Genomic DNA, 19,161 nt, shown 5'->3' on the forward strand with positions numbered 1-19,161 from the left:
GCCGGGCTATGGCAAGCGATTAAGGCGGCAAGAGGGCAATTTATAGCCAGCCATGCGCCTTGTACCAGCGCACCGTCTCTTTCAATCCTTGTCGCGTTGCAATCTGTGGTGCCCATAAAGCAGTGGGAGGGATGGCGCGTCTGTCGATCGTCCAGTCCGGATGCGACAGATAGCTCACTCTGTCCGGTGTCAACTTGGCTTTATTCCCGCGAAAAAAGCGGTCGGCGTACGCAGCGAGTTTGAGCAACAGCCGCGGTGCATGCAGCGTCGTTACCCGCCGTCCGACGGCCCAGCCAATCGCCCGCGCAAAGGCTTCATGACTCCAGCCCCGCTCGAACCCGTCATCCACCTCGAATATCTGGGTCGTGGCGTCATCGAGGGAAGGCAGCAACGCGACCAGCAGACGCGCCAGATCATCAACATGGATGATCGACACACGCCCGCGCGGTGGCAAAAGAGCCCATCCCTTTTTCGCGAGGCGGAACATGTCGAACATTTCGGTATCGCCCGGTCCAAATATGCCCGGTGGGCGGACAATGGTCCAATCCAGCATACTGGTGCCGACAATTTTCTCTGCGCGATATTTACTTGCCCCATATAGTGACAATTGTGGCTGCTTGGCCGCCAACGACGACACATGCACAAAACGCTTTATTCCGCAGTCTTTGGCCGCAGCAATTATCGATGCCGTACCCGTGACATTTCCAGCTTCAAAACCTGCGGCATCAGGTGCGTTTACGACCCCGGCAATATGCAGCACAGCATCAGCGCCCGCACATAATTTTTGAAGGCTTTGTGCATCATCCAAAGCGCCTGGAACCCATATCACGCCGGACTTTTTAGGTTGGTCACGCCGGGTAAGAGCGCGCACTTTCCATCCGGCTTCGACCAGTCGGTCCAGCGTCACGCGCCCGACAAATCCCGTCGCTCCGGTAACCGCAACGATGTTTCCCGCACCATGTTTCAAAGCAGCACCAGTTGATCGCGATGGACCAGGACCGAACGGGGGACGGTGCCTAAAATCGCCTCAAGTTCCGCCGAACGATGGCCGCAAATGCGGGCGGCATCTGAGGCATCATATTCGGAAAGGCCGCGCGCAAAGGCAATCCCGTCATCCGCGGTGATGTCAATGACATCACCGCGTTTGAACTCCCCTTCCACGCGGGTTGCGCCGGCCGGAAGCAGGCTGTTTCCCGTGTGCAGCGCCCGGATTGCGCCCTCATCCACATAAATGCGCCCTTTTACGGTAAGCCGTCCGCCCAGCCACGTCTTGCGTGCCGATCCGCCCATCCGGGGCGCAAAATATGTCGCGCGCCCACCATTTGCGAGCGCCGCAAGCGGATGGTCGGTCAAACCCGATGTGATCGCAAGACCTATGCCCGCACGCGTGGCAATATCAGCGGCATCCAATTTGGAGGCCATCCCGCCCGACCCCATGCCTGACGACGAACCCTGCGCTACCATGATGCGGATGCGACCATCGATCTTATCAACCTGAGGTAACAGAACGGCGCCGGGCAAATGCGGTGCGCGGTCATAAAGACCATCGACGTCGGACAGAAGAATAACACCAGAGGCCCCGGCGGCCTGCGCCACGCGCGCAGCGAGCCGGTCATTGTCGCCAAAACGGATTTCCTCTGTGGCGACACTGTCATTTTCGTTGATGACGGGAATGGCATCAGCGCCAATCAACCGGTCCAAAGTCGCCGCGATATTCAAATAGCGCCGCCGCTCCTCAAGATCGTCCAACGTCACCAGCATTTGCGCCGCAACAAGATTGCGCGCGCCGAGCAGATCGGCCCAGATTCCGGACAACAGAATTTGTCCAACCGACGCCGAAGCCTGTGCGTCGGCAAGGCTTGCCCTTCCGCCTTTGTCAAATCCCAACCGGCGCGCACCCAGCGCAATGGCACCGGACGTCACGATGATGATCTTTTGCCCTGACCGATGGCGAACGCTGATATCGGCAACCAATGTTTCCAGCCATTCACGGCGCACACCGCCATCAGGTTTCACCAACAGGGACGACCCGACCTTGACCACCAGCAGCGGGCACGCGCTTTTCGAAAAGGCGACGGGGTTCAAATCGGCGACCATGTCCCATCCTCGGCTATGCCGTCGGCTTTTGCGCCTTCAAGGCCGCTTTTCGCGGGCAAAGCCTCAAGAATGCGATCCAGCACGAGATCGACACCCTGTCCCGTGGCACCGGAAATTGCGACAACATCAATTGCCCCTGCTTCCTGCAATTGGGCCGAAATATCGGCCATCAATTCAGGATCGAGCAAATCACCCTTGTTGAGCGCCACGATCTGCGGCTTTTCATTCAGGCCTGCGCCATATTCGCCCAATTCTTCGCACACAATATGCCATGCTTCGACAGGATCATCCTGCGTCGCGTCGATCAAGTGAATCAATATCTGACAGCGTTCAATATGCCCCAGAAAACGGTCGCCAATGCCCACGCCATCCGCAGCACCGGCGATCAGACCTGGAATGTCAGCCAGCACAAATTCACGGCTTTTATGCTCGACAACACCCAATTGGGGACGCGTCGTGGTAAATGGATAGGCGCCGACCTTTGCTTTGGTATTCGACACCTGATTGATGAAGGTCGATTTGCCCGCATTGGGCATTCCGACCAATCCCGCATCGGCCAGCAGTTTAAGCCGCAACCAGACATACATTTCTTCGCCCGGCCAACCCGGACCATGTTGCCGCGGGGCGCGGTTTGTCGAGCTTTTATACGATGCGTTGCCGCGCCCGCCGTCACCACCGCGCAAGAAGACAACGCGCTGCCCAACTTCGGTTAGATCAAGAAGAAGGCTACGTTCCTCGTCATCCGCCAAAACCTGTGTCCCCACGGGTAGCTGAATGACCAGATCATCGCCATAGGCGCCATGCCGGTCACGACCCATACCCTGAATGCCGCGCATGGCCTTGAAATGCTGGGCATAGCGAAAATCGATCAAGGTGTTCAGACCAGCAACCGCTTCAAAGATGATATCCCCGCCCTTGCCGCCATTACCGCCATCGGGACCGCCATATTGGACATATTTTTCGCGGCGGAAACTGACAGCCCCAGGCCCGCCTGCGCCCGAGCGAATAAAAATTTTGGCTTGATCGAGAAAATGCATGGGGTCGCCTTTAGGGGAGGATGGCGGCTTTGGCCAGTGGCGCGCGATTTGGTCGCACATAGCCGCGAAATGGGGACCGCGAAATGGGGCGGTGGCGGTATCCAATTCACCAGTCCCGACCGGTTACCGCGGAAAACTGGTGGAGCCTAGGGGAGTGGGCCAATGGGAGATTAAATTACTGTAATATATTGCTATTTTATTAGTGACTGTAGCGCACGTAATAGACGGATGTAACAGGAAAGCAAGTTCATTGAGTTCACTCGTCACCTACTTGGTTATTTTTGGGCATATATGTCTTTTGCAAACCTACTGGCTGGCAGGTAAAGTGATTGTCACCTTGTAGGTTACAGGAATGGTGCCAAGGGCGATGGCACATAATACCAAGGTAACAGCCCACCATCTTCTGCCTTGCTTCCAATGGTAGATGGCTCGGACAACCACGATGATAAATGTAGCTAAGATGATTAGCGCCCAGATTTGGCTCACGCCGTCTTCTCCACCGGCTTAATGATAATGTCGCGCTTGGAAACCACAACCCACGGCCCAACAACCACTAAACCAACTGCCATCCCGAATAAGGCGCGTTCATACCACGGCCAGTCTTTGATTAGCTCCCACATTTTTCTACGCCAGTTTTAGTCGAGCAATTGTATTGCGGTTATGGTTTACGAGGTTGCTTAGCGGTCATTGCGTTTGGGCGCGATTTTTGTTCAGCAACTTGAACTGGCGTAATTATATCGGTCTGTGCTTCCAAAGCATTTGCAATCCGAGGCCATGCGCGCCAAGCGTCCATCATCAAGTTGTCTCGTGCTACAAAGCCACCAGCAGCATACGCGCTGGTTTGAATGTCTGTTTCGGACAAATCATACCCAAGGCACTTCATTATCTCAAAAATCAGTTTGGTCTGATTGGTATATATCTTTGTCTCATGTGAAGCGGCATTCTCAGCCGACGGCTGAAACATAATCGTTTCGATATAGGTTTTCCAAGCCGCCATGACCTTGCGATTGCGATTGAAATCTATCGGTATCATATTGATTGCTGTTGAATACGCCGGGTCGCTGGGCATGTGACGGGTGCTGACTAGCATTCTCATCGTCTGAGTTTGCTGCTCTTTTGTCCTACGCCTTGTTTCACTGGTTAGCTGAATAGCTACCGCCGCAAGCGGACCAATTAAGATGGCGGCGATGGTTATAAGCTCATAAAGCTGCATTCCCATATATAGCTTTTCGCCCGCCATATTTTTCTCCCATCATCCCCGGAAATTCTTAAACTGATAGCGTCTGTCCTGCCAAACAAGATCAGGTCAACAACGGCTACCATGAAACTGAAAGGCCCCGAGGGCAAGGAGTTCAATAAACTCTCAAAAGCAAAAATCGCCATAGAAATGCGAGGGGGCAACTCCGATCAAACGTAAGGCCATATCTCCCCCATAGGGGATGCCCTGCCCCGCACCGGATTACATAGGCTCATAACTTATAAGCTACGGGCTAGGCTCACAACATATCTTGACAGCTTCAAAGAGCTAGCTTATGAGCCAGCTTATCAGTAACCCTAACTTGTGAGCCATCCCATGACAAAGCACCGCATAGCGTACTACCGCGTATCCACCGGGGACCAATCAATTGACGCCCAACGAGCAGCTATGGGCGGAGGCTTCGATACTGAATACAGTGACGAGGGGATAAGCGGGGCAACGCTGGCTGCGGAACGACCGGGCTTTGCCAAGCTAATAGCCAGTGTCCGCAAAGGGGATACAGTATGCGTCTATGCCGTTGACCGCTTAGGACGTGATGCACTTGACGTACAAAGCACAGTGAAGCGCCTAATTGATGGCGGGGTGATTGTGGACATTCACGGCCTAGGCCAGATCACAGGGGACATAGGCAAGCTAATCCTAGCCGTGCTGGCACAGGTTGCTGAAATGGAACGCAACAGGATAACGGAACGGTGCAACAATGGCAGGAAGGCAGCCCGAGAGGCATTGGCGGCAACGGGCAAGACACACAAGGGCAAGCATGGGCTTGGGAGGCAGCCGCTCTATCTTCAGAAAGACAGCAAGGTTAAAGGTAAGGATGACATAGCTGCGTGGCGTAAGGCGCAGGGTGCCAGCATATCGGCAACAGCCCAGCACTTCGGCATCTCACCAGCCAGCGTTAAGAGGTATTGTGCCGGGGCATTAGGGTGAACTAGGCGGACTGCACACTGAACGAACGTCCGCTTTTATCGAACCAGAAATCTATCGGTAATGTCTGGAATGTTGTGGAAAACGGACATCGAGTGATGTATCACCGCAAGGTGGCCGAGCAGCAACTTTCATACCTTATCGTGGGTTTGCTGGCGTTATACGGCTGCGCGGACAAGGTCACACCGCCAACACCTCCATTGCTTCAGAACGTCAGTGCGGCGGGAGGATGGTGGAACGCCGGCTGTCCACCACGAGACGCGACAGAAGCAGAATTTTTCGAACCATCGCAAGAAGCGTTGTCGCCCGAGCTCATGGAGCGGCTGTCGCGCGAGTTTCCGGTGGGTAGCGACGCAAGCCGACTGGAGCGCAATCTTAAAGAACAGGGCTTTAGTTTTAGCCTTCCTTGCGACGGTCTATCAGCCATCCACCTTGGCGAATTTAGTCAGAATGGCGGCGGCTTTAACGGCCCTTATCCAATCTTCGCCCAGATCGTGTGGGAGCAGGATGACGCGGGGAAAATACTTTGGACTAAAGCGACTGTGTCTTTCACAGGTCCGTGAGCATAATGTCCGCAATGTTGTCGTGTCCGGAACGGCAGCTTTTGTTGTATATTGTCGGAAAGCTGCCCTAAAAATGCCGAAAAGCCCGTGTCACTTTCGCCGCTAGGAGTTTCTGCGGCCTTGAAGGGGTTGCTTGCAATACCCGATCCGGACGCCACAAAGTTAAAGGCCAAGGGAAAAAAGAAGGAAATAATGAAATGATTTTGCGTTACGCGCTCGGCTTGCTTGTGGTTTTGTCATTGCTCACACCGTTGGTGATGCTTCCTGAAAACGGCGACAGGCTTATGGAATTTTATATGACACTGCCAGCGGTCGTCCTTGCGACAGTTGCTGCGACAGGCTCAGCTTTTTTTATCCCGAAAGATAAGAGGAACCAACCTAAGATGTATTTATTGCCCACGCTGATGGCCGTCGTAATTCTTGCGCTTATTGGATGGGCGTCAGTTTCAATGACATAAGTTGGTCCAAACAACTATATTATCGCTGAAAATCGCGCCAGCAACCGACCTTTAATACACTTACGACTGCAAGGTTGGTCACCGAGTGCGGTGCAAGGTGCCCTATTTTGTGCCGATGAACAAATGGCAGATAACGATTGCTTCAGCCTGCCGCCTGTATGACCGGAATGTTGTGGAAAGCTGACATTAGTTCTTCATCGTGCGAGCGACGGCAGCTATTTGCTTTTTAGCGTCTGCCAAAGCAGCAGCGCTTATTAAGTTTGGCGGCTGATTGGTCCGTTCTGCGCATTCCACGCTAGTTATCGACTGCTTATACGCCACATCCTCCTTCGCAATCGCATAATGCGCGGCGTAAGACGTGCCCGCCAAAGTCTGCTCAAAACGATCGACCTCCCTTTTTGCGGGTGTGAGGAGTTCGTCATTCTTCTGTTCAATATGTAAGTCACACATAGGACTCACCATCTGCACTAAAAGGCTTACATGATAGCGAAACGCTGACTGGTCGTCCGATCCAGTCAATGGACTATCTGACCCGTTGCCTAAATCAGGGCGGAGGCTCCGCAATGTGCCCAACCCATTCCGCACAGTTTTTTTCGTCATATCAACATGCAATTTGGCGAATGTAAGATCGTCGTCATTCCAGCATCCCTTACCGGTCCGCTGACTGTATTGAAAATCCTGCAAGGCAATCGCTAGTTGGTTACCCGGCTCTGTTCCTTTCACTTGCCGCTCAAATTTGCTCACCGCTTCAAGTTCCGAACCAAGCAGTTCGTGTCTGCTAAAGCCAGATGGAGCGTCGCACGAAGGACTGAGCAGGTCAGTATAAATGTCGCGCGCCACGAAGCGGAACTCAGCACTGTTCGCGGGATCAACCTTTTCGATTGAACAACCCGAGCAAGCTAGGACCGACAGGAAGAAAAGGACGCGCATTAACGTCGTCGTAAGCGATGTTCCCAACGTCCGCAATGTTGTCGTTTGCTGACTGTCGGCTTTTGTCGGTATATGCACCCGTAGCTGTCATAGCAGCCGCACTCAACGACCGTCACACTCAAACCCTACGCGGAGGCAAATGGCACCCGACAAGTGTTAAGAACTTGTTGGATAGGATTTCAGGCGACGTACCCCAACCCCTCCTACCCGCGCACTCAACGACTGCTAACTAGGCCCAATGTGAGAGCGCACCGAGGCTTGATCGGATTGCCATTGTTTAAAGGTTGCGAGTTACATGCATTCTACTAGCTGTCATCAAACCTTTGGAGAATGCGGGACATTATGCACATTTTAAATATTGTTACAAATGACGAGCGCCCCGAAACAATCAGAAAACCTATCATTATTCCCGAACTTGAGTTAGATGATTTGAAGGCCCTTGTGGAAGCGCCCACGATAAAATCGCGTGACTTTTCCGCTGAAATTGCGTTGGCAGCAGCAGACGGGGCTATTTCAGAACAGAAGGCGCAATCGAGTGCGAAAGTTCAAGCTGCACAAACGCTTGCCAAGGACTTGTTCAAGACAGCTGCTGACAGCGTGAAGGAACAAACCGGGATGTCGATTGGCTACCTCGAACCGTGGGCATACGAGCCAAAACCCAAGGCAGCCTATAAATTGTGGAAGACAGTTGTAACGATGTACATAGATCAGCCCGACACTTTGGACATTGGGTCGACGGCTATGGCCCTAAAGCTAAACCAGAGGGACAACGGATATGTGGTCACCCGCGACATGTTCTATGACAAGCTCAATCGTTATGCGAAAAAAGACCTTGAGAGGCTTTTGAAGTTGTTGGGGGTAACTCTACAATTGCGCGGTCCAGTGACGATCCGATCCGTGCGTAAGGCACTGATAGAGCGGCGGGAGACTTCGGCTGGAGTGCCTATCGAGGAGTTTGCAGGTCGCTTCGTAATCCGTGGTAATGCTATTACCCTCAATGGTGTTGAGTACAAAATCCAGCTAGGAAAATCTGGCAAGCGTCGGATAAGACATCGCGGCGAGTGGCTCCCGCTAGACGTTCTTAAATCAATTTGTTTGGGAACTTAGATATGTGAGTGTTTTATTGTATATGTATATACATAAGCACAACGTACCTCCGTGTATCGTCTATGCAACACAGCTTTGCAGTAGCGCGTTGCCTTTTATATCACTCAGCGGCTTCCATTGTTGTCGTCGACGGCCTCCCCCAACCATGCACCATGGGGCGAAGTTTTTCATTTAGGAACATATCATCTCTCGCAAAGCTCTTGTAGTTGGACCTCAATCCGACCCACGATTTGCCCTCCACCAGCGCCAACCACGCGCCAACAAACTAGACACAAAGCAACGGGCCATTTGCCAGATCGACAATGCCTACTCAGAGGCGCTCAGGGCGCGTGTGAGGCACGCTGGCAGATTTTCGGCGTTCATGGACCGGGCAGCCTATTATATCGATCTGGAGGCTCCATGCCCCAAGTGCGGTGCATTTAAGCGCCGGACCCGTGATCGATCTTGTTACGTATGCCATCTCAACAGAGGCGGCTCTAACTTCGAACGGATGAAGGCTGGGATAGCTCCCATGGTCAATAGGAGCAAGGCTGGGCACCTAGACATCCTTGAACGTAAGAAGCGCGAGAAAGATGGGGAGTGTCTGGTCCGGAAGTTTGGGGAACTTACCGCGATACGTTGGCCAACCGGGCGGCTAGAGATTTACTTTCCAAATGGTGCCCATGAAGCCGACCTTAGCCTACTTCATCCAACCTTCATGCAACATGCATTGGATAATGTGCCCGAACTCACCGAGGCACTTGTTTGGGCGGGTTGGTACTAAAATCCTCGCTATAGTCGGCCTGTAAGGTTGTTGGTGGGCAGCAGAAGCTGCAAACGCATAATCTCGGACCCTCACTTAACGCCAAGCCTTCGGCAACTTGAGGCCGGGTATCTTGTACATGGCCATACCTTCAACAACCGGATGCATATAGAAACCCGACCCATAGTCATCTGCGACGCTATCACCGCTATGACCCATGATTTGTGTTTGGATACCTTCGACCACGCCGACTTGCCGGGCATATTGTTTGAATGTGTGACGGAAGGAATGGAACGTCATACGGCTATCAGTGACGCCGCATATCTCCCGTTTGTATTTGCCGAACCACTCGCCCCATTTAGAGGTGAGCGTGCCGAACTTGTTTGGTTTAAGTTCCGGGAACAACCGCAAGTGACCTTGCCGCCGCATTTCATCGCAGTATGCCAGAAAGCCTAGCCGCTTTAGTTCGGGATGGACCGGAACCTTGCGTATGCTATGTTCGTTCTTAACGGATTGCCCGGTTTCATCATCTTCTTTAATTGAAATGAAATCAGCCGTCCGGTCTTCACCGTCAAGATCGGAATAGGTCAATGCCATTATATCTGTAAGGTGAAGCTGGCCTAGTTCCTCTAATCTGGCTCCGGTAAACAAGGCTAGTAGCGGCAACCAATATGCCGCCTCTCCTCTGCCCTGTGTCGGCCTAGACCCGGTGGCATAAACAGGACTTTCAAAGATGGCCTTTAGGGCTTCTAGGCTAAATTCAGTCCGCTTGTTCTTAGCCGCGTTCCTATCAATCACCTTGATACCAGCCGCCGCATTCGTGGCAGCGTAATCATTATCAGCCGCCCATTGCAGCAAAGTTCGCAGACGGCTTAGCTTTACCTTGATATTGCCTAGGGTCTGCCCCTCACTGACAAGAGCATTCTTGAACGCCAGTACATCTGCACGAGTTATATCGGCAACGGCCTTCTTACCGACCCGCTCGTAAAACCAGCGCGCCACAGCCCTATGGGCTTCAACGCCCCTTAGTTTAACCGCCCGTTCGACAGCCCATCGGTGAATTATATCACCGTCTAGCATAATGCCGGGGGCAAACGCCGCTAGACTGGCTGGCACTATCGCCGCTGGCTGGGCTAGTAAATCCGGGTCATCCTGCCTTGATGCTGCCCGAATATCATGCCGGTAAATCCGCAGCCGTTCCATTGCTACCACGTGGTCATAATCCTTGGCAGCAAATAGGTCTTTGATCGCGGCTTCCTCTGGCGATAGTTCCTGCGTGGTAAGGGCCATCCGTTTTTCTAATGTACGGCGGTAGTCTTCCCGGCCCTCGTACCGCTCCTCTTGCTCGAAACGCTGGCGCTCCTCGTAATCTGTTTGTTCTATTTCAGCCGGGGTAACGGGACGCCCAGCAAGCGAGTTACTAGCCCCGCCAGCGGCCTGCCCGGACCCTTTGGCTAGGTGTAGTGCTTGCTCAATGAGGCCGTCTGTGTGCGTCCCAGCCAGTCGAGCGAGCCGCTTACCTTCGGCGAGGTCTTTGGTCCCGAGACTGTGCATCCATTGTTTCTTGTTATCGAAATAGGATTGCAGATTTACAGGGATGACGCGCCGGAAATAATAGACGGATTGGCGCTTGGTTAGGTGGGTACACATGGGCTGTCCTCGCTGCTACGGCTGTAACAGTCAACCGACAAAAACCCATTATATTTCAGTAACTCCCCGCAAATCTGCGGTTTGTATGACATTGGTGGAGCCTAGGGGAGTCGAACCCCTGACCTCTACACTGCCAGTGTAGCGCTCTACCAGCTGAGCTAAGGCCCCATCATGCCGCAATCAAGGCGGCTATTTGGTGAGGAGCGCCACTAGCGGGCGCTCCATCATATATCAAGCACGAAGTTCGACTTAAATATCGTCGGGTTCGTCTTCGCCGCTGGCCACGCCAAGATCATCATCACCGCCAAGATCGACGTCATTGTCAGGCGACACGTCACCATCAACCGCATCGACATCAATGTCGAGATCGTCGTCGGCCAAATCCGCGTCATCCTTTTTCTTTTCAACTTCTTCAAAGGGAAGCGGTTGTTTAGATTTCAGGACAGGTTCCGGCGTCCACTGGTTGCCACACTCAATGCACTCAACCGGTTCGTCCTTGGTGAGATCGTAAAAGCGAGTACCGCATTTCGGGCAAGTGCGCTTGGTTCCCCATTCAGCCTTAATCATGGCAGGCTCAAATCCTTTATAAAATAGCTTGAAACGGGCGATGCACGTCGGTGAATCGCCGTCAGTTGGCGCGGCCTTTGCCACAGCATGGCGATGCTGTCAAAAACTTCTCCCCTCTTGATAGCGGCTGAGGGGACAAGGTGCGTTGACTTCCTGAACCCGGGAAAGCAAAGCAGCGCCCTATGCACGAAGCCCATCCACGCCCCGCCACATTTTGCCATTCCGGCCCGTTGTGCGGAACCTTCAGGGTTCCCGGTGACAAGTCGATTTCGCACCGCGCCCTGATGCTGAGCGCGCTTGCGGTTGGCGAAAGCCGCATAACCGGCCTGCTGGAAGGCGAAGACGTCCTGTCGACTGCGGCCGCAATGCGGGCCATGGGGGCCACGATCCATCAAACCGGTGAGGGATGCTGGACCGTTTATGGTGTCGGTGTTGGCGGGCTCATGCAGCCTGCGGGCGCGCTCGACATGGGGAATAGTGGCACATCCACACGGTTGCTGATGGGTCTGGTGGCAAGCCACCGGCTGACCGCCACTTTCATTGGTGATGCAAGCCTGTCGAAGCGGCCTATGGGTCGGGTGATCGACCCGCTTAGTCTTATGGGCGCGGAATTCAATGCAAGCCCCGGCGGAACACTGCCTTTGATGGTTCATGGCCTTGTCCCTGCAATACCAATCCAGTACCGCCTTCCTGTCGCGTCGGCGCAAGTAAAAAGCGCCATTCTGCTCGCCGGGCTCAATACTCCGGGCATAACCGAGATCATTGAACCGGTTCCCACCCGCGACCATAGCGAACGGATGCTGCACGGTTTTGGGGCGGATCTGACCGTTGAAGTGGACGGCAACGGCACACGCACCATCCGCCTTATTGGTGAGGCTGAATTGAAGCCCCAGATAATTGACGTACCCGGCGACCCATCGTCTGCGGCCTTCCCGATCGTCGCTGCACTGATCACACCGGGTAGTGAAGTGACGATAACCCATGTCGGAATGAATCCGACCCGCACCGGCATATACCGGATGCTCGAAGCAATGGGTGCAGACCTGACCTATGCAAATCAGCGCGAAGTGGGTGGGGAGCCTGTGGCTGATATCACCGCACGGCATTCGATTCTGCGCGGAATTGAAGTACCGCCCGATATCGCACCGAGCATGATCGACGAATTTCCAATCTTCTTCGTTGCCGCCAGTGTCGCCCAAGGGCGGACGATAACCAGCGGACTTGAAGAATTGCGCGTCAAGGAGAGCGACCGGCTGGCGTTGATGGCGGCGGGTTTGACGGCCGTTGGTGCACAGGTGGAAGAACGCGCCGATGGCCTGATTATCAACGGGACCGGCGGCGAAAATCTGGCTGGCGGCGTGACCATCAAAAGCGCGCTGGACCACCGCATCGCCATGAGTTTTGCCGTCGCAGGCCAACGCTGCACTCATAACGTAACCATCGATGATGTGTCACCGATAGCGACAAGTTTCCCGAACTTTGAAGCGATGCTCTCGGCGATGACCACCCCGTTATCTGCCCCAGCGAAGGCCGTTGTTGACCTATGATAATCGCAGTCGACGGCCCCACTGCTTCTGGCAAAGGCACCATCGCAAAGGCGCTGGCCTTGCATTATGATTTGCCGTTTCTGGATACCGGCCTTTTGTACCGGGCGGTGGGATATCAGATCCTCCAAAATGGAGGCGACCCGGATCACGCGCCGGATGCTGCGAAGGCTTGCGAATTTGCCGATTCGATACTGGACGACCCCATTTTGCGAAGCGAAGAAATCGGAGGATTGGCCAGCCGTGTCTCGGTTCATCCTCAAGTGCGGGCTGCATTGAACCGGCGTCAGGTCGATTTCGCGCACCAGATCGGTGGCGCGCTGCTTGATGGACGAGATATTGGAACGGTGATTGCGCCGGATGCCGATGTTAAAATCTTCGTGACTGCGCCTGCACCGATCCGGGCGGCGCGGCGTCATGAAGAGATGCGGAAATATGGAATAGATGCCACCTTGTCCGAAATTCTGGCAGATATCGAGGCGCGCGATGTTCGTGACATGAGCCGCACTGATTCGCCGTTGAAACCTGCCAAAGACGCGCTCTTGCTTGATACGGGCGATTTGACTATAGGCGACGCCGTTCAAGCCGCGATTGCGCTGGTGGAGCGTAAACTCCACAAGGGCTGACCGGCGGGTGTGTTGCAATTTCAGACACACGTCATGCTGAACCTGTTTCAGCATCCATTCCGCCTAACAGACCGATGGTCGAGACGGAGAAATGGACCCTGACTCAAGGTCGGGGGGACGGCTTTTGATGTTGCAACCCTCTTAAAACGAACGCCTTTTCGGCATGGGGCCGCAGGGGCAACTCTGGTCAAAGACCATCGGAACCAACCGATTGGCCGGATAAAAAGTAAGCAAGGAAACTCTAACCTATGGCAACTTCGCCAAACCCGACCCGCGACGATTTCGCGGCACTTCTCGACGAATCGCTTGGTGGCGCCGATGGTGGCTTTGAAGGCCGCGTCGTAAAAGGCACCGTAACCGCAATCGACAATGACCATGCCGTCATCGATGTCGGTCTGAAATCCGAAGGCCGTGTGGCTCTGCGTGAATTCGCAATGCCCGGCCAGAAAGCCGACCTGAAAGTCGGTGACGAAGTCGAAGTTTATGTCGACCGCGTAGAAAATATGAACGGCGAAGCGATGCTGAGCCGGGACCGTGCCCGCCGCGAAGCTGCATGGGACGTTCTGGAAGGCGAATTCGAAGCTGGCAACCGCGTTGACGGCGTCATCTTTGGCCGCGTCAAGGGCGGTTTCACCGTCGATCTTGGCGGCGCCGTTGCATTCTTGCCCGGCAGCCAGGTAGACGTCCGTCCGGTACGCGACGTTGCACCGCTGATGGATATCGCCCAGCCTTTCGTCATCCTGAAAATGGACCGCAAGCGTGGCAACATCGTTGTTTCGCGTCGCGCCATTTTGGAAGAAACCCGTGCCGAACAGCGCACCGGTCTCATTCAGAATCTTGCTGAAGGCCAGATCATTGACGGCGTCGTCAAGAACATCACCGACTATGGTGCATTCGTTGATCTGGGCGGCATTGACGGCCTGCTCCATGTCACCGACATCAGCTACAAGCGCATCAACCACCCGAGCGAAGTCATCAACATCGGTGATACCGTCAAAGTCCAGATCGTCCGTATCAACAAGGATACACAACGCATCAGCCTTGGCATGAAGCAGCTTGAAAGCGATCCTTGGGATGCCGCCGTAAAGAACTATCCGGTTGGGACCAAGCTTAAGGGTGCTGTCACGAATATTACTGAGTATGGCGCATTCATCGAACTTGAACCCGGCATCGAAGGTCTGGTGCACGTTTCTGAAATGAGCTGGACCAAGAAGAATGTCCATCCTGGCAAGATCGTTTCGACAAGCCAGGAAGTCGACGTCATCGTGCTCGACATCGACATGGAAAAGCGCCGCATCTCGCTTGGCCTCAAGCAAGCCCAGGACAATCCTTGGGCCAGCTTTGCCGAGAAATTCCCTGTTGGTTCGACCGTCGAAGGCGAAGTCAAGAATGCGACCGAATTTGGTCTGTTTATCGGCCTCGACGGCGACGTCGATGGCATGGTGCATATGTCGGATATCGCTTGGGGCATTTCGGGCGAAGAAGCACTCCATCTTCATCGCAAGGGCGAAACCGTCAAAGCCATCGTGCTCGACATTGATGCAGAGAAGGAGCGTATTTCGCTCGGCATCAAGCAGATCGAAAAGGGTGCGCCATCGGCAGCCGGAGCCACGTCGGCTGGCGGTCTGAAAAAGGGTGCGACCACCACGGTCACTGTACTTGAAGTTCGCGATGGCGGCCTTGAAGTGCAGGCGGGTGAAGACGGTGCGACAGGCTTTATCAAGCGCGCGGACCTTGGCCGTGACCGCGACGAACAACGTCCTGACCGCTTCCAGGTCGGGCAGAAGTTCGATGCCATGATCACCGGTTTTGACCGCTCGAAAAAGCCGAACTTCTCCGTCAAGGCACTTCAGCTGGCCGAAGAAAAGCAGGCTGTCGAGCAATATGGTTCGTCCGACTCGGGCGCATCGCTTGGCGACATTCTCGGCGAAGCGCTGAAGGGTGTGAAGAAGTAAGCCACGGCTTTCTAACAAAAGTTCTATTTTTGGGACAGAAAAGCCCGCTCTTGGAAACGAGAGCGGGTTTTTTATGCTTTTGAACGGGCGTTCCTGCAGCAAAAGCGTTGTAAAATAAAATATAATCTGGCAGCTTTGCGACGCTCCCGAGCCGGATCCCTTTGGTCGCATGGCTTCTATAAACTCGGGTATCGACTTGAAAATAAATGAAGGACTTTGCCCATGATCCGGTCCGAGTTGATTAAAAAACTGGAGAGCGAGAATCCCGAGCTCAAAACCGAAGAAATCGAAAAAATTGTCGATGTATTCTTTAACCAGATTATCCAGCGTTTGGCCGATGGCGGTCGTGTAGAGCTGCGCGGTTTTGGAGCATTTTCGACGCGCGAACGCAGCCCTCGCAAAGGCCGCAATCCACGGACCGGCGCGTCGGTGGAAGTGCCGTCAAAACGCGTTCCATATTTCAAGCCCGGTAAGGAAGTGCGCGAACAGCTTAACAAATAAGCTGTTTTACCAAAGCGACTTGACCGCAATGTAATTATGTTGTCTGCGCTATCGGCACGCGGATGTGGCGGAATGGTAGACGCTACAGACTTAAAATCTGTTGTCCTTTTGGGCGTGCGGGTTCGAGTCCCGCCATCCGCACCATTGTCGTTATACGCCGCGTTTGCGTCAAGGTTCCGGCTATTGCCCATCGGTCAGTTCCGGGGCGCCTGTCGGCGATAGCTCAGCGCTTCGGCAATATGAATGCGTCCGGTTTGTTCGGCATGGGCCAGGTCGGCAATGGTTCGGGCAACGCGTAAAATCCGCGTATAGCCCCTTGCCGACAGGCGCATCGCCTCGGCCGCCTGTGCCAGTAGCTTTCGCCCCGCCTCATCAGGCGTAGCAAAGGCCGCCAAGGCATCGCCATCCAGTTCCGCATTGGTCCGCAGCCCGGTGCCGGCCAACCGTTGCGTCTGGATATTGCGCGCGCCGCAAATGCGGGCTGCAACCTCTGCCGACCCTTCGGCGGGTGGGGGCAAGACCAGATCGGCGGCGCTGACCGCCTGCACTTCAACATGCAAGTCGATGCGATCCAGCAACGGTCCCGAAATCTTGGCCTGATAATCTGCGGCGCACCGCGGTGCCCGGCTGCAGGCCAAAGCGGCGTCGCCCAAATGGCCGCACCGGCACGGGTTCATCGCCGCAACCAGTTGAAAATTCGCCGGGAAAGTGACGTGATTATTTGCGCGCGCAACGCTGACTTCGCCCGTTTCCAAGGGTTGACGCAAACTGTCCAGAACGACACGCTGAAATTCGGGCAGCTCGTCCAGGAACAGGATGCCCAGATGCGCCAAGCTGACCTCCCCCGGCCGCACGCGCGCACCGCCACCCACCAAAGCGGGCATTGACGCACTGTGATGCGGGCTTCGGAATGGCCTTGTTCGGACCAGACGTCCCCCATCCAGACCGCCTGCGACCGACATGATCATCGAAACCTCAAGCGCCTCTGCCGGGGTGAGCTCGGGCAGAATTCCGGGCATACAGGATGCCAGCAACGACTTGCCCGCACCCGGTGGTCCGACCATGCACAGATTATGTCCGCCCGCTGCGGCTATTTCCAACGCCCGCTTTGCCGTTTCCTGCCCCTTCACCATTTTCATATCCGGCCCCCCTTTGGGAGGATCGGCGACGCCCGGCTCTGGTGCGCGCAGCAGGGCCTGGCCTTTCAGATGGTTGAGCAAGGCCAGTAAATCGGGCGCTGCGACAACCTCTATTTGTCCGGCCCACGCCGCCTCTGGCCCCTGCACCGCCGGGCAAATAAGGCCCATATTGCGGGATGATGCATGCAGCGCGGCAAGCAATACCCCCGGCGAACCGGCAACTTTGCCATCCAGTCCCAGCTCCCCGACCACGACATAATGCGCCAAGGCTTCGGTATCGACCAGCCCCATTGCCGAAAGCAGGGCCAGCGCAATGGGAAGGTCATAATGCGACCCTTCCTTGGGCAGATCTGCTGGCGACAAATTGATCGTGATCCGCTTGGGTGGCAGCGCGAGGCCCAGCGCCGATATGGCGGCGCGCACCCGTTCCCGGCTTTCGGCAACCGCCTTGTCGGGCAGACCGACGACGGCAAAGCCCACCATTCCCGGGGCAATCTGGCACTGCACTTCGACACTGCGTGCTTCCAGCCCCAGATAGGCGACGGTCGAGACTGTCGACACCATTTCTTTTCCCCCGATCATTGAAAGATTGTTACGCGGGGCTGTTACATCAGGGCTAATATCCCCTTAACCCTGCCCACACATTCTTTGGAAATTCCTTGCAAGGCATGATTGGGGCGCGAAGCAAGCCGTCGCATCATGCATGCCTGCCCTTGGCGATTTCACCCTTTCTCCAATGGGCAGGTATGTTTTTACCGATTTTTGGCGTCATGCCGCATTTACCGCCACTTCACCAAAATATATCTTTCGATATAGCTCAAACCAACTGAATTTGCAAGCTAAATTCGGCAATATCCAGTGCCGTTTGTTAACTCGGCTTAAGCTTGGGGCAGCTATTGTTGACACATACCAACTGGTTGGTATGTTACCTCTATGCCCCCGAGTCGCCCTTCAAAAGTCGCCACCCCGTCGCCCGCCACAGGCACGGTTTCTGCGCGCGAAAAGCTGATCGCCGCGGCCATTGCGACCGTGCGCTACAAGGGCTTTTCCGCCACCTCGGTCGATGAAATCTGTCAGGCCGCGGGCGTCACCAAGGGCGCCTTTTTCCACCATTTCGCCTCGAAAGAAGCGCTTGCCGTCGCGGCGGCAGGGGCGTGGACCGATATTGCCGAGCAGCGCATCTTCACCTTGCCCGACTGGACCCGCCTTGCCGACCCGCTCGACCGCCTACTGGGCCATATCGACTTCCGGCTTTCCATGCTCGACGGTCCGGCGGAGGATTTCACCTGCTTCGTCGGCACGATGGTGCAGGAAAGCTATAATAGCAGCGACCCCATCCGTGCCGCCTGCGACGCCAGCCTGCGCGCCTATGCCGTGCGGCTGGCCGAGGATATCCAACGGGCCATCGACACCCACGGGATTGCGGAAGGCGTCTCCGCATTCAGCCTTGCCTACCATATTCAGGCCGTCCTGCAGGGCGCGTTCATTTTGGCCAAGGCCAATGGCCATCCGGTAATTGCCCGCGACAGCGTCATCCACCTGAAACGCTACGTCGCCATGCTGTTCAAAAAAGAGTGACAGAGAAGAGGAGAAGAAAAATGGCAGAAGAACACGCACCAACAGGCGGGCTGACCCCGCACATCCAGATCGGCGACAACCGTGCCGCCGAAGCGATCGATTTCTACATCAAGGCCTTTGGCGCGATCGAGATTCGCCGGATGCCCGCCGAAGATGGCAAGCGTCTGATGCACGCGCATGTGCACATCAACGGCGCATCGCTGATGCTGCACGATGAATTTCCCGAATATGTCGACCCGTCCGAAGCCGATGTCGCCGGCGGCAGCGGCCTGACCCTGCATCTTCAGGTCGACGACGCCGACGCATGGTTCGCCCGCGCTGTTGCGGCAGGGGCCACGGCCACCATGCCGCCCGCCGATATGTTCTGGGGCGACCGTTACGGGCAGATCAAGGACCCGTTTGGTTACCGCTGGTCCATCGGCCATCCGCTGAACGGGGAATAGCGCAGCCTGACAATTTCGGGGGCAAAACCGAAGGAGAGA

General features: G+C 55.1%; 18 protein-coding genes and 2 tRNA genes. 11 read left to right on the forward strand and 9 right to left on the reverse strand.

From position 1 onward, the window contains the following. Positions 1 to 40: 40 nt before the first annotated feature. From EUU23_RS09205 to EUU23_RS09220, 4 genes are all read right to left on the reverse strand, one after another. Entirely contained in the window at positions 41 to 967 is a 927-nt protein-coding gene (locus EUU23_RS09205; protein ID WP_218939578.1) for an NAD-dependent epimerase/dehydratase family protein, read from the reverse strand. Next, positions 964 to 2,097: a glutamate 5-kinase gene (proB, locus tag EUU23_RS09210; RefSeq protein ID WP_160353855.1), complete on the reverse strand. Its 1,134-nt coding sequence runs from the start codon at positions 2,095 to 2,097 to the stop codon at positions 964 to 966. Before proB ends, EUU23_RS09205 begins: the two co-directional genes overlap by 4 nt. Continuing rightward, a complete protein-coding gene (gene obgE / locus EUU23_RS09215) occupies positions 2,082 to 3,134 on the reverse strand; it encodes a GTPase ObgE (RefSeq protein ID WP_160353856.1) in 1,053 nt (350 codons plus the stop codon). The genes proB and obgE overlap by 16 nt, the downstream gene beginning before the upstream one ends. A gap of 658 nt (positions 3,135 to 3,792) precedes the next feature. Continuing rightward, on the reverse strand, positions 3,793 to 4,374 hold the full coding sequence (locus tag EUU23_RS09220; RefSeq protein ID WP_160353857.1) for a DUF6680 family protein: 582 nt from the start codon (positions 4,372 to 4,374) through the stop codon (positions 3,793 to 3,795). Positions 4,375 to 4,707: 333 nt separating this feature from the next. On the opposite strand from EUU23_RS09220, the gene EUU23_RS09225 reads away from it, so the two are divergent. The 3 genes from EUU23_RS09225 (at position 4,708) to EUU23_RS09235 (ending at position 6,340) form a co-directional block, all read left to right on the forward strand. After that, entirely contained in the window at positions 4,708 to 5,322 is a 615-nt protein-coding gene (locus EUU23_RS09225) for a recombinase family protein (protein ID WP_160353858.1), read from the forward strand. Positions 5,323 to 5,414: 92 nt separating this feature from the next. Further along, on the forward strand, positions 5,415 to 5,882 hold the full coding sequence (locus EUU23_RS09230; RefSeq protein WP_160353859.1) for a hypothetical protein: 468 nt from the start codon (positions 5,415 to 5,417) through the stop codon (positions 5,880 to 5,882). Between the two features lie 197 nt (positions 5,883 to 6,079). Further along, entirely contained in the window at positions 6,080 to 6,340 is a 261-nt protein-coding gene (locus EUU23_RS09235) for a hypothetical protein (protein WP_160353860.1), read from the forward strand. 186 nt (positions 6,341 to 6,526) lie between these two features. Here EUU23_RS09235 and EUU23_RS09240 read toward each other — a convergent pair whose 3' ends face one another. Further along, positions 6,527 to 7,270, reverse strand: a complete 744-nt coding sequence (locus EUU23_RS09240) for a hypothetical protein (protein ID WP_160353861.1) — start codon at positions 7,268 to 7,270, stop codon at positions 6,527 to 6,529. A 330-nt stretch (positions 7,271 to 7,600) separates the two neighbouring features. On the opposite strand from EUU23_RS09240, the gene EUU23_RS09245 reads away from it, so the two are divergent. Continuing rightward, complete coding sequence (locus tag EUU23_RS09245) at positions 7,601 to 8,377, forward strand: hypothetical protein (RefSeq protein ID WP_160353862.1); 777 nt, start codon at positions 7,601 to 7,603, stop codon at positions 8,375 to 8,377. An 838-nt stretch (positions 8,378 to 9,215) separates the two neighbouring features. Here EUU23_RS09245 and EUU23_RS09250 read toward each other — a convergent pair. The 3 genes from EUU23_RS09250 to EUU23_RS09260 form a co-directional block, all read right to left on the reverse strand. Beyond that, positions 9,216 to 10,769 (reverse strand): site-specific integrase, encoded by a 1,554-nt coding sequence (locus EUU23_RS09250; RefSeq protein WP_160353863.1) that lies wholly within the window; start codon positions 10,767 to 10,769, stop codon positions 9,216 to 9,218. 92 nt (positions 10,770 to 10,861) lie between these two features. Beyond that, positions 10,862 to 10,937, reverse strand: a tRNA-Ala gene (locus EUU23_RS09255). Between the two features lie 81 nt (positions 10,938 to 11,018). After that, positions 11,019 to 11,336, reverse strand: coding sequence for a TIGR02300 family protein (locus EUU23_RS09260; RefSeq protein ID WP_160354679.1), 318 nt, complete (start codon positions 11,334 to 11,336; stop codon positions 11,019 to 11,021). 182 nt (positions 11,337 to 11,518) lie between these two features. On the opposite strand from EUU23_RS09260, the gene aroA reads away from it, so the two are divergent. From aroA to EUU23_RS09285, 5 genes are all read left to right on the forward strand, one after another. Further along, the gene (gene aroA / locus EUU23_RS09265) at positions 11,519 to 12,883 is read left to right on the forward strand and encodes a 3-phosphoshikimate 1-carboxyvinyltransferase (RefSeq protein ID WP_160353864.1); all 1,365 of its coding nucleotides are present in this window, start codon (positions 11,519 to 11,521) and stop codon (positions 12,881 to 12,883) included. Beyond that, on the forward strand, positions 12,880 to 13,506 hold the full coding sequence (locus tag EUU23_RS09270) for a (d)CMP kinase (RefSeq protein ID WP_160353865.1): 627 nt from the start codon (positions 12,880 to 12,882) through the stop codon (positions 13,504 to 13,506). The genes aroA and EUU23_RS09270 overlap by 4 nt, the downstream gene beginning before the upstream one ends. 248 nt (positions 13,507 to 13,754) lie before the next feature. Further along, positions 13,755 to 15,461 carry a 30S ribosomal protein S1 gene (gene rpsA / locus EUU23_RS09275; protein ID WP_160353866.1) on the forward strand — a complete coding sequence of 569 codons (1,707 nt, stop codon included), beginning with the start codon at positions 13,755 to 13,757 and terminating at the stop codon, positions 15,459 to 15,461. A 222-nt stretch (positions 15,462 to 15,683) separates the two neighbouring features. After that, the gene (locus tag EUU23_RS09280; RefSeq protein ID WP_160353867.1) at positions 15,684 to 15,962 is read left to right on the forward strand and encodes an integration host factor subunit beta; all 279 of its coding nucleotides are present in this window, start codon (positions 15,684 to 15,686) and stop codon (positions 15,960 to 15,962) included. A 58-nt stretch (positions 15,963 to 16,020) separates the two neighbouring features. Continuing rightward, positions 16,021 to 16,106 (forward strand) — tRNA-Leu (locus EUU23_RS09285). A gap of 50 nt (positions 16,107 to 16,156) precedes the next feature. Here EUU23_RS09285 and EUU23_RS09290 read toward each other — a convergent pair. Further along, a complete protein-coding gene (locus EUU23_RS09290; protein ID WP_160353868.1) occupies positions 16,157 to 17,665 on the reverse strand; it encodes a YifB family Mg chelatase-like AAA ATPase in 1,509 nt (502 codons plus the stop codon). 369 nt (positions 17,666 to 18,034) lie between these two features. Here EUU23_RS09290 and EUU23_RS09295 point away from each other — a divergent pair, with 369 nt between their 5' ends. Beyond that, on the forward strand, positions 18,035 to 18,679 hold the full coding sequence (locus EUU23_RS09295) for a TetR/AcrR family transcriptional regulator (protein WP_160353869.1): 645 nt from the start codon (positions 18,035 to 18,037) through the stop codon (positions 18,677 to 18,679). A gap of 20 nt (positions 18,680 to 18,699) precedes the next feature. After that, on the forward strand, positions 18,700 to 19,122 hold the full coding sequence (locus tag EUU23_RS09300; RefSeq protein ID WP_160353870.1) for a VOC family protein: 423 nt from the start codon (positions 18,700 to 18,702) through the stop codon (positions 19,120 to 19,122). The last annotated feature ends 39 nt before the right edge of the window (positions 19,123 to 19,161 follow it).

This window comes from Sphingorhabdus profundilacus (assembly GCF_009769755.1).
Lineage (GTDB): Bacteria > Pseudomonadota > Alphaproteobacteria > Sphingomonadales > Sphingomonadaceae > Sphingorhabdus_B > Sphingorhabdus_B profundilacus.

Bases quoted from the DNA above. Each gene is read 5' to 3' on its own strand.
- EUU23_RS09235 (WP_160353860.1), top strand. From the start codon at position 6,080: ATGATTTTGCGTTACGCGCTCGGCTTGCTTGTGGTTTTGTCATTGCTC.
- EUU23_RS09220 (WP_160353857.1), bottom strand. From the start codon at position 4,374: ATGGCGGGCGAAAAGCTATATATGGGAATGCAGCTTTATGAGCTTATA.
- EUU23_RS09295 (WP_160353869.1), top strand. From the start codon at position 18,035: ATGCCCCCGAGTCGCCCTTCAAAAGTCGCCACCCCGTCGCCCGCCACA.
- EUU23_RS09260 (WP_160354679.1), bottom strand. From the start codon at position 11,336: ATGATTAAGGCTGAATGGGGAACCAAGCGCACTTGCCCGAAATGCGGT.
- EUU23_RS09270 (WP_160353865.1), top strand. From the start codon at position 12,880: ATGATAATCGCAGTCGACGGCCCCACTGCTTCTGGCAAAGGCACCATC.
- EUU23_RS09240 (WP_160353861.1), bottom strand. From the start codon at position 7,270: ATGCGCGTCCTTTTCTTCCTGTCGGTCCTAGCTTGCTCGGGTTGTTCA.
- EUU23_RS09300 (WP_160353870.1), top strand. From the start codon at position 18,700: ATGGCAGAAGAACACGCACCAACAGGCGGGCTGACCCCGCACATCCAG.
- EUU23_RS09245 (WP_160353862.1), top strand. From the start codon at position 7,601: ATGCGGGACATTATGCACATTTTAAATATTGTTACAAATGACGAGCGC.
- EUU23_RS09225 (WP_160353858.1), top strand. From the start codon at position 4,708: ATGACAAAGCACCGCATAGCGTACTACCGCGTATCCACCGGGGACCAA.
- aroA (WP_160353864.1), top strand. From the start codon at position 11,519: ATGCACGAAGCCCATCCACGCCCCGCCACATTTTGCCATTCCGGCCCG.
- rpsA (WP_160353866.1), top strand. From the start codon at position 13,755: ATGGCAACTTCGCCAAACCCGACCCGCGACGATTTCGCGGCACTTCTC.
- EUU23_RS09280 (WP_160353867.1), top strand. From the start codon at position 15,684: ATGATCCGGTCCGAGTTGATTAAAAAACTGGAGAGCGAGAATCCCGAG.
- proB (WP_160353855.1), bottom strand. From the start codon at position 2,097: ATGGTCGCCGATTTGAACCCCGTCGCCTTTTCGAAAAGCGCGTGCCCG.
- obgE (WP_160353856.1), bottom strand. From the start codon at position 3,134: ATGCATTTTCTCGATCAAGCCAAAATTTTTATTCGCTCGGGCGCAGGC.
- EUU23_RS09250 (WP_160353863.1), bottom strand. From the start codon at position 10,769: ATGTGTACCCACCTAACCAAGCGCCAATCCGTCTATTATTTCCGGCGC.
- EUU23_RS09290 (WP_160353868.1), bottom strand. From the start codon at position 17,665: ATGGTGTCGACAGTCTCGACCGTCGCCTATCTGGGGCTGGAAGCACGC.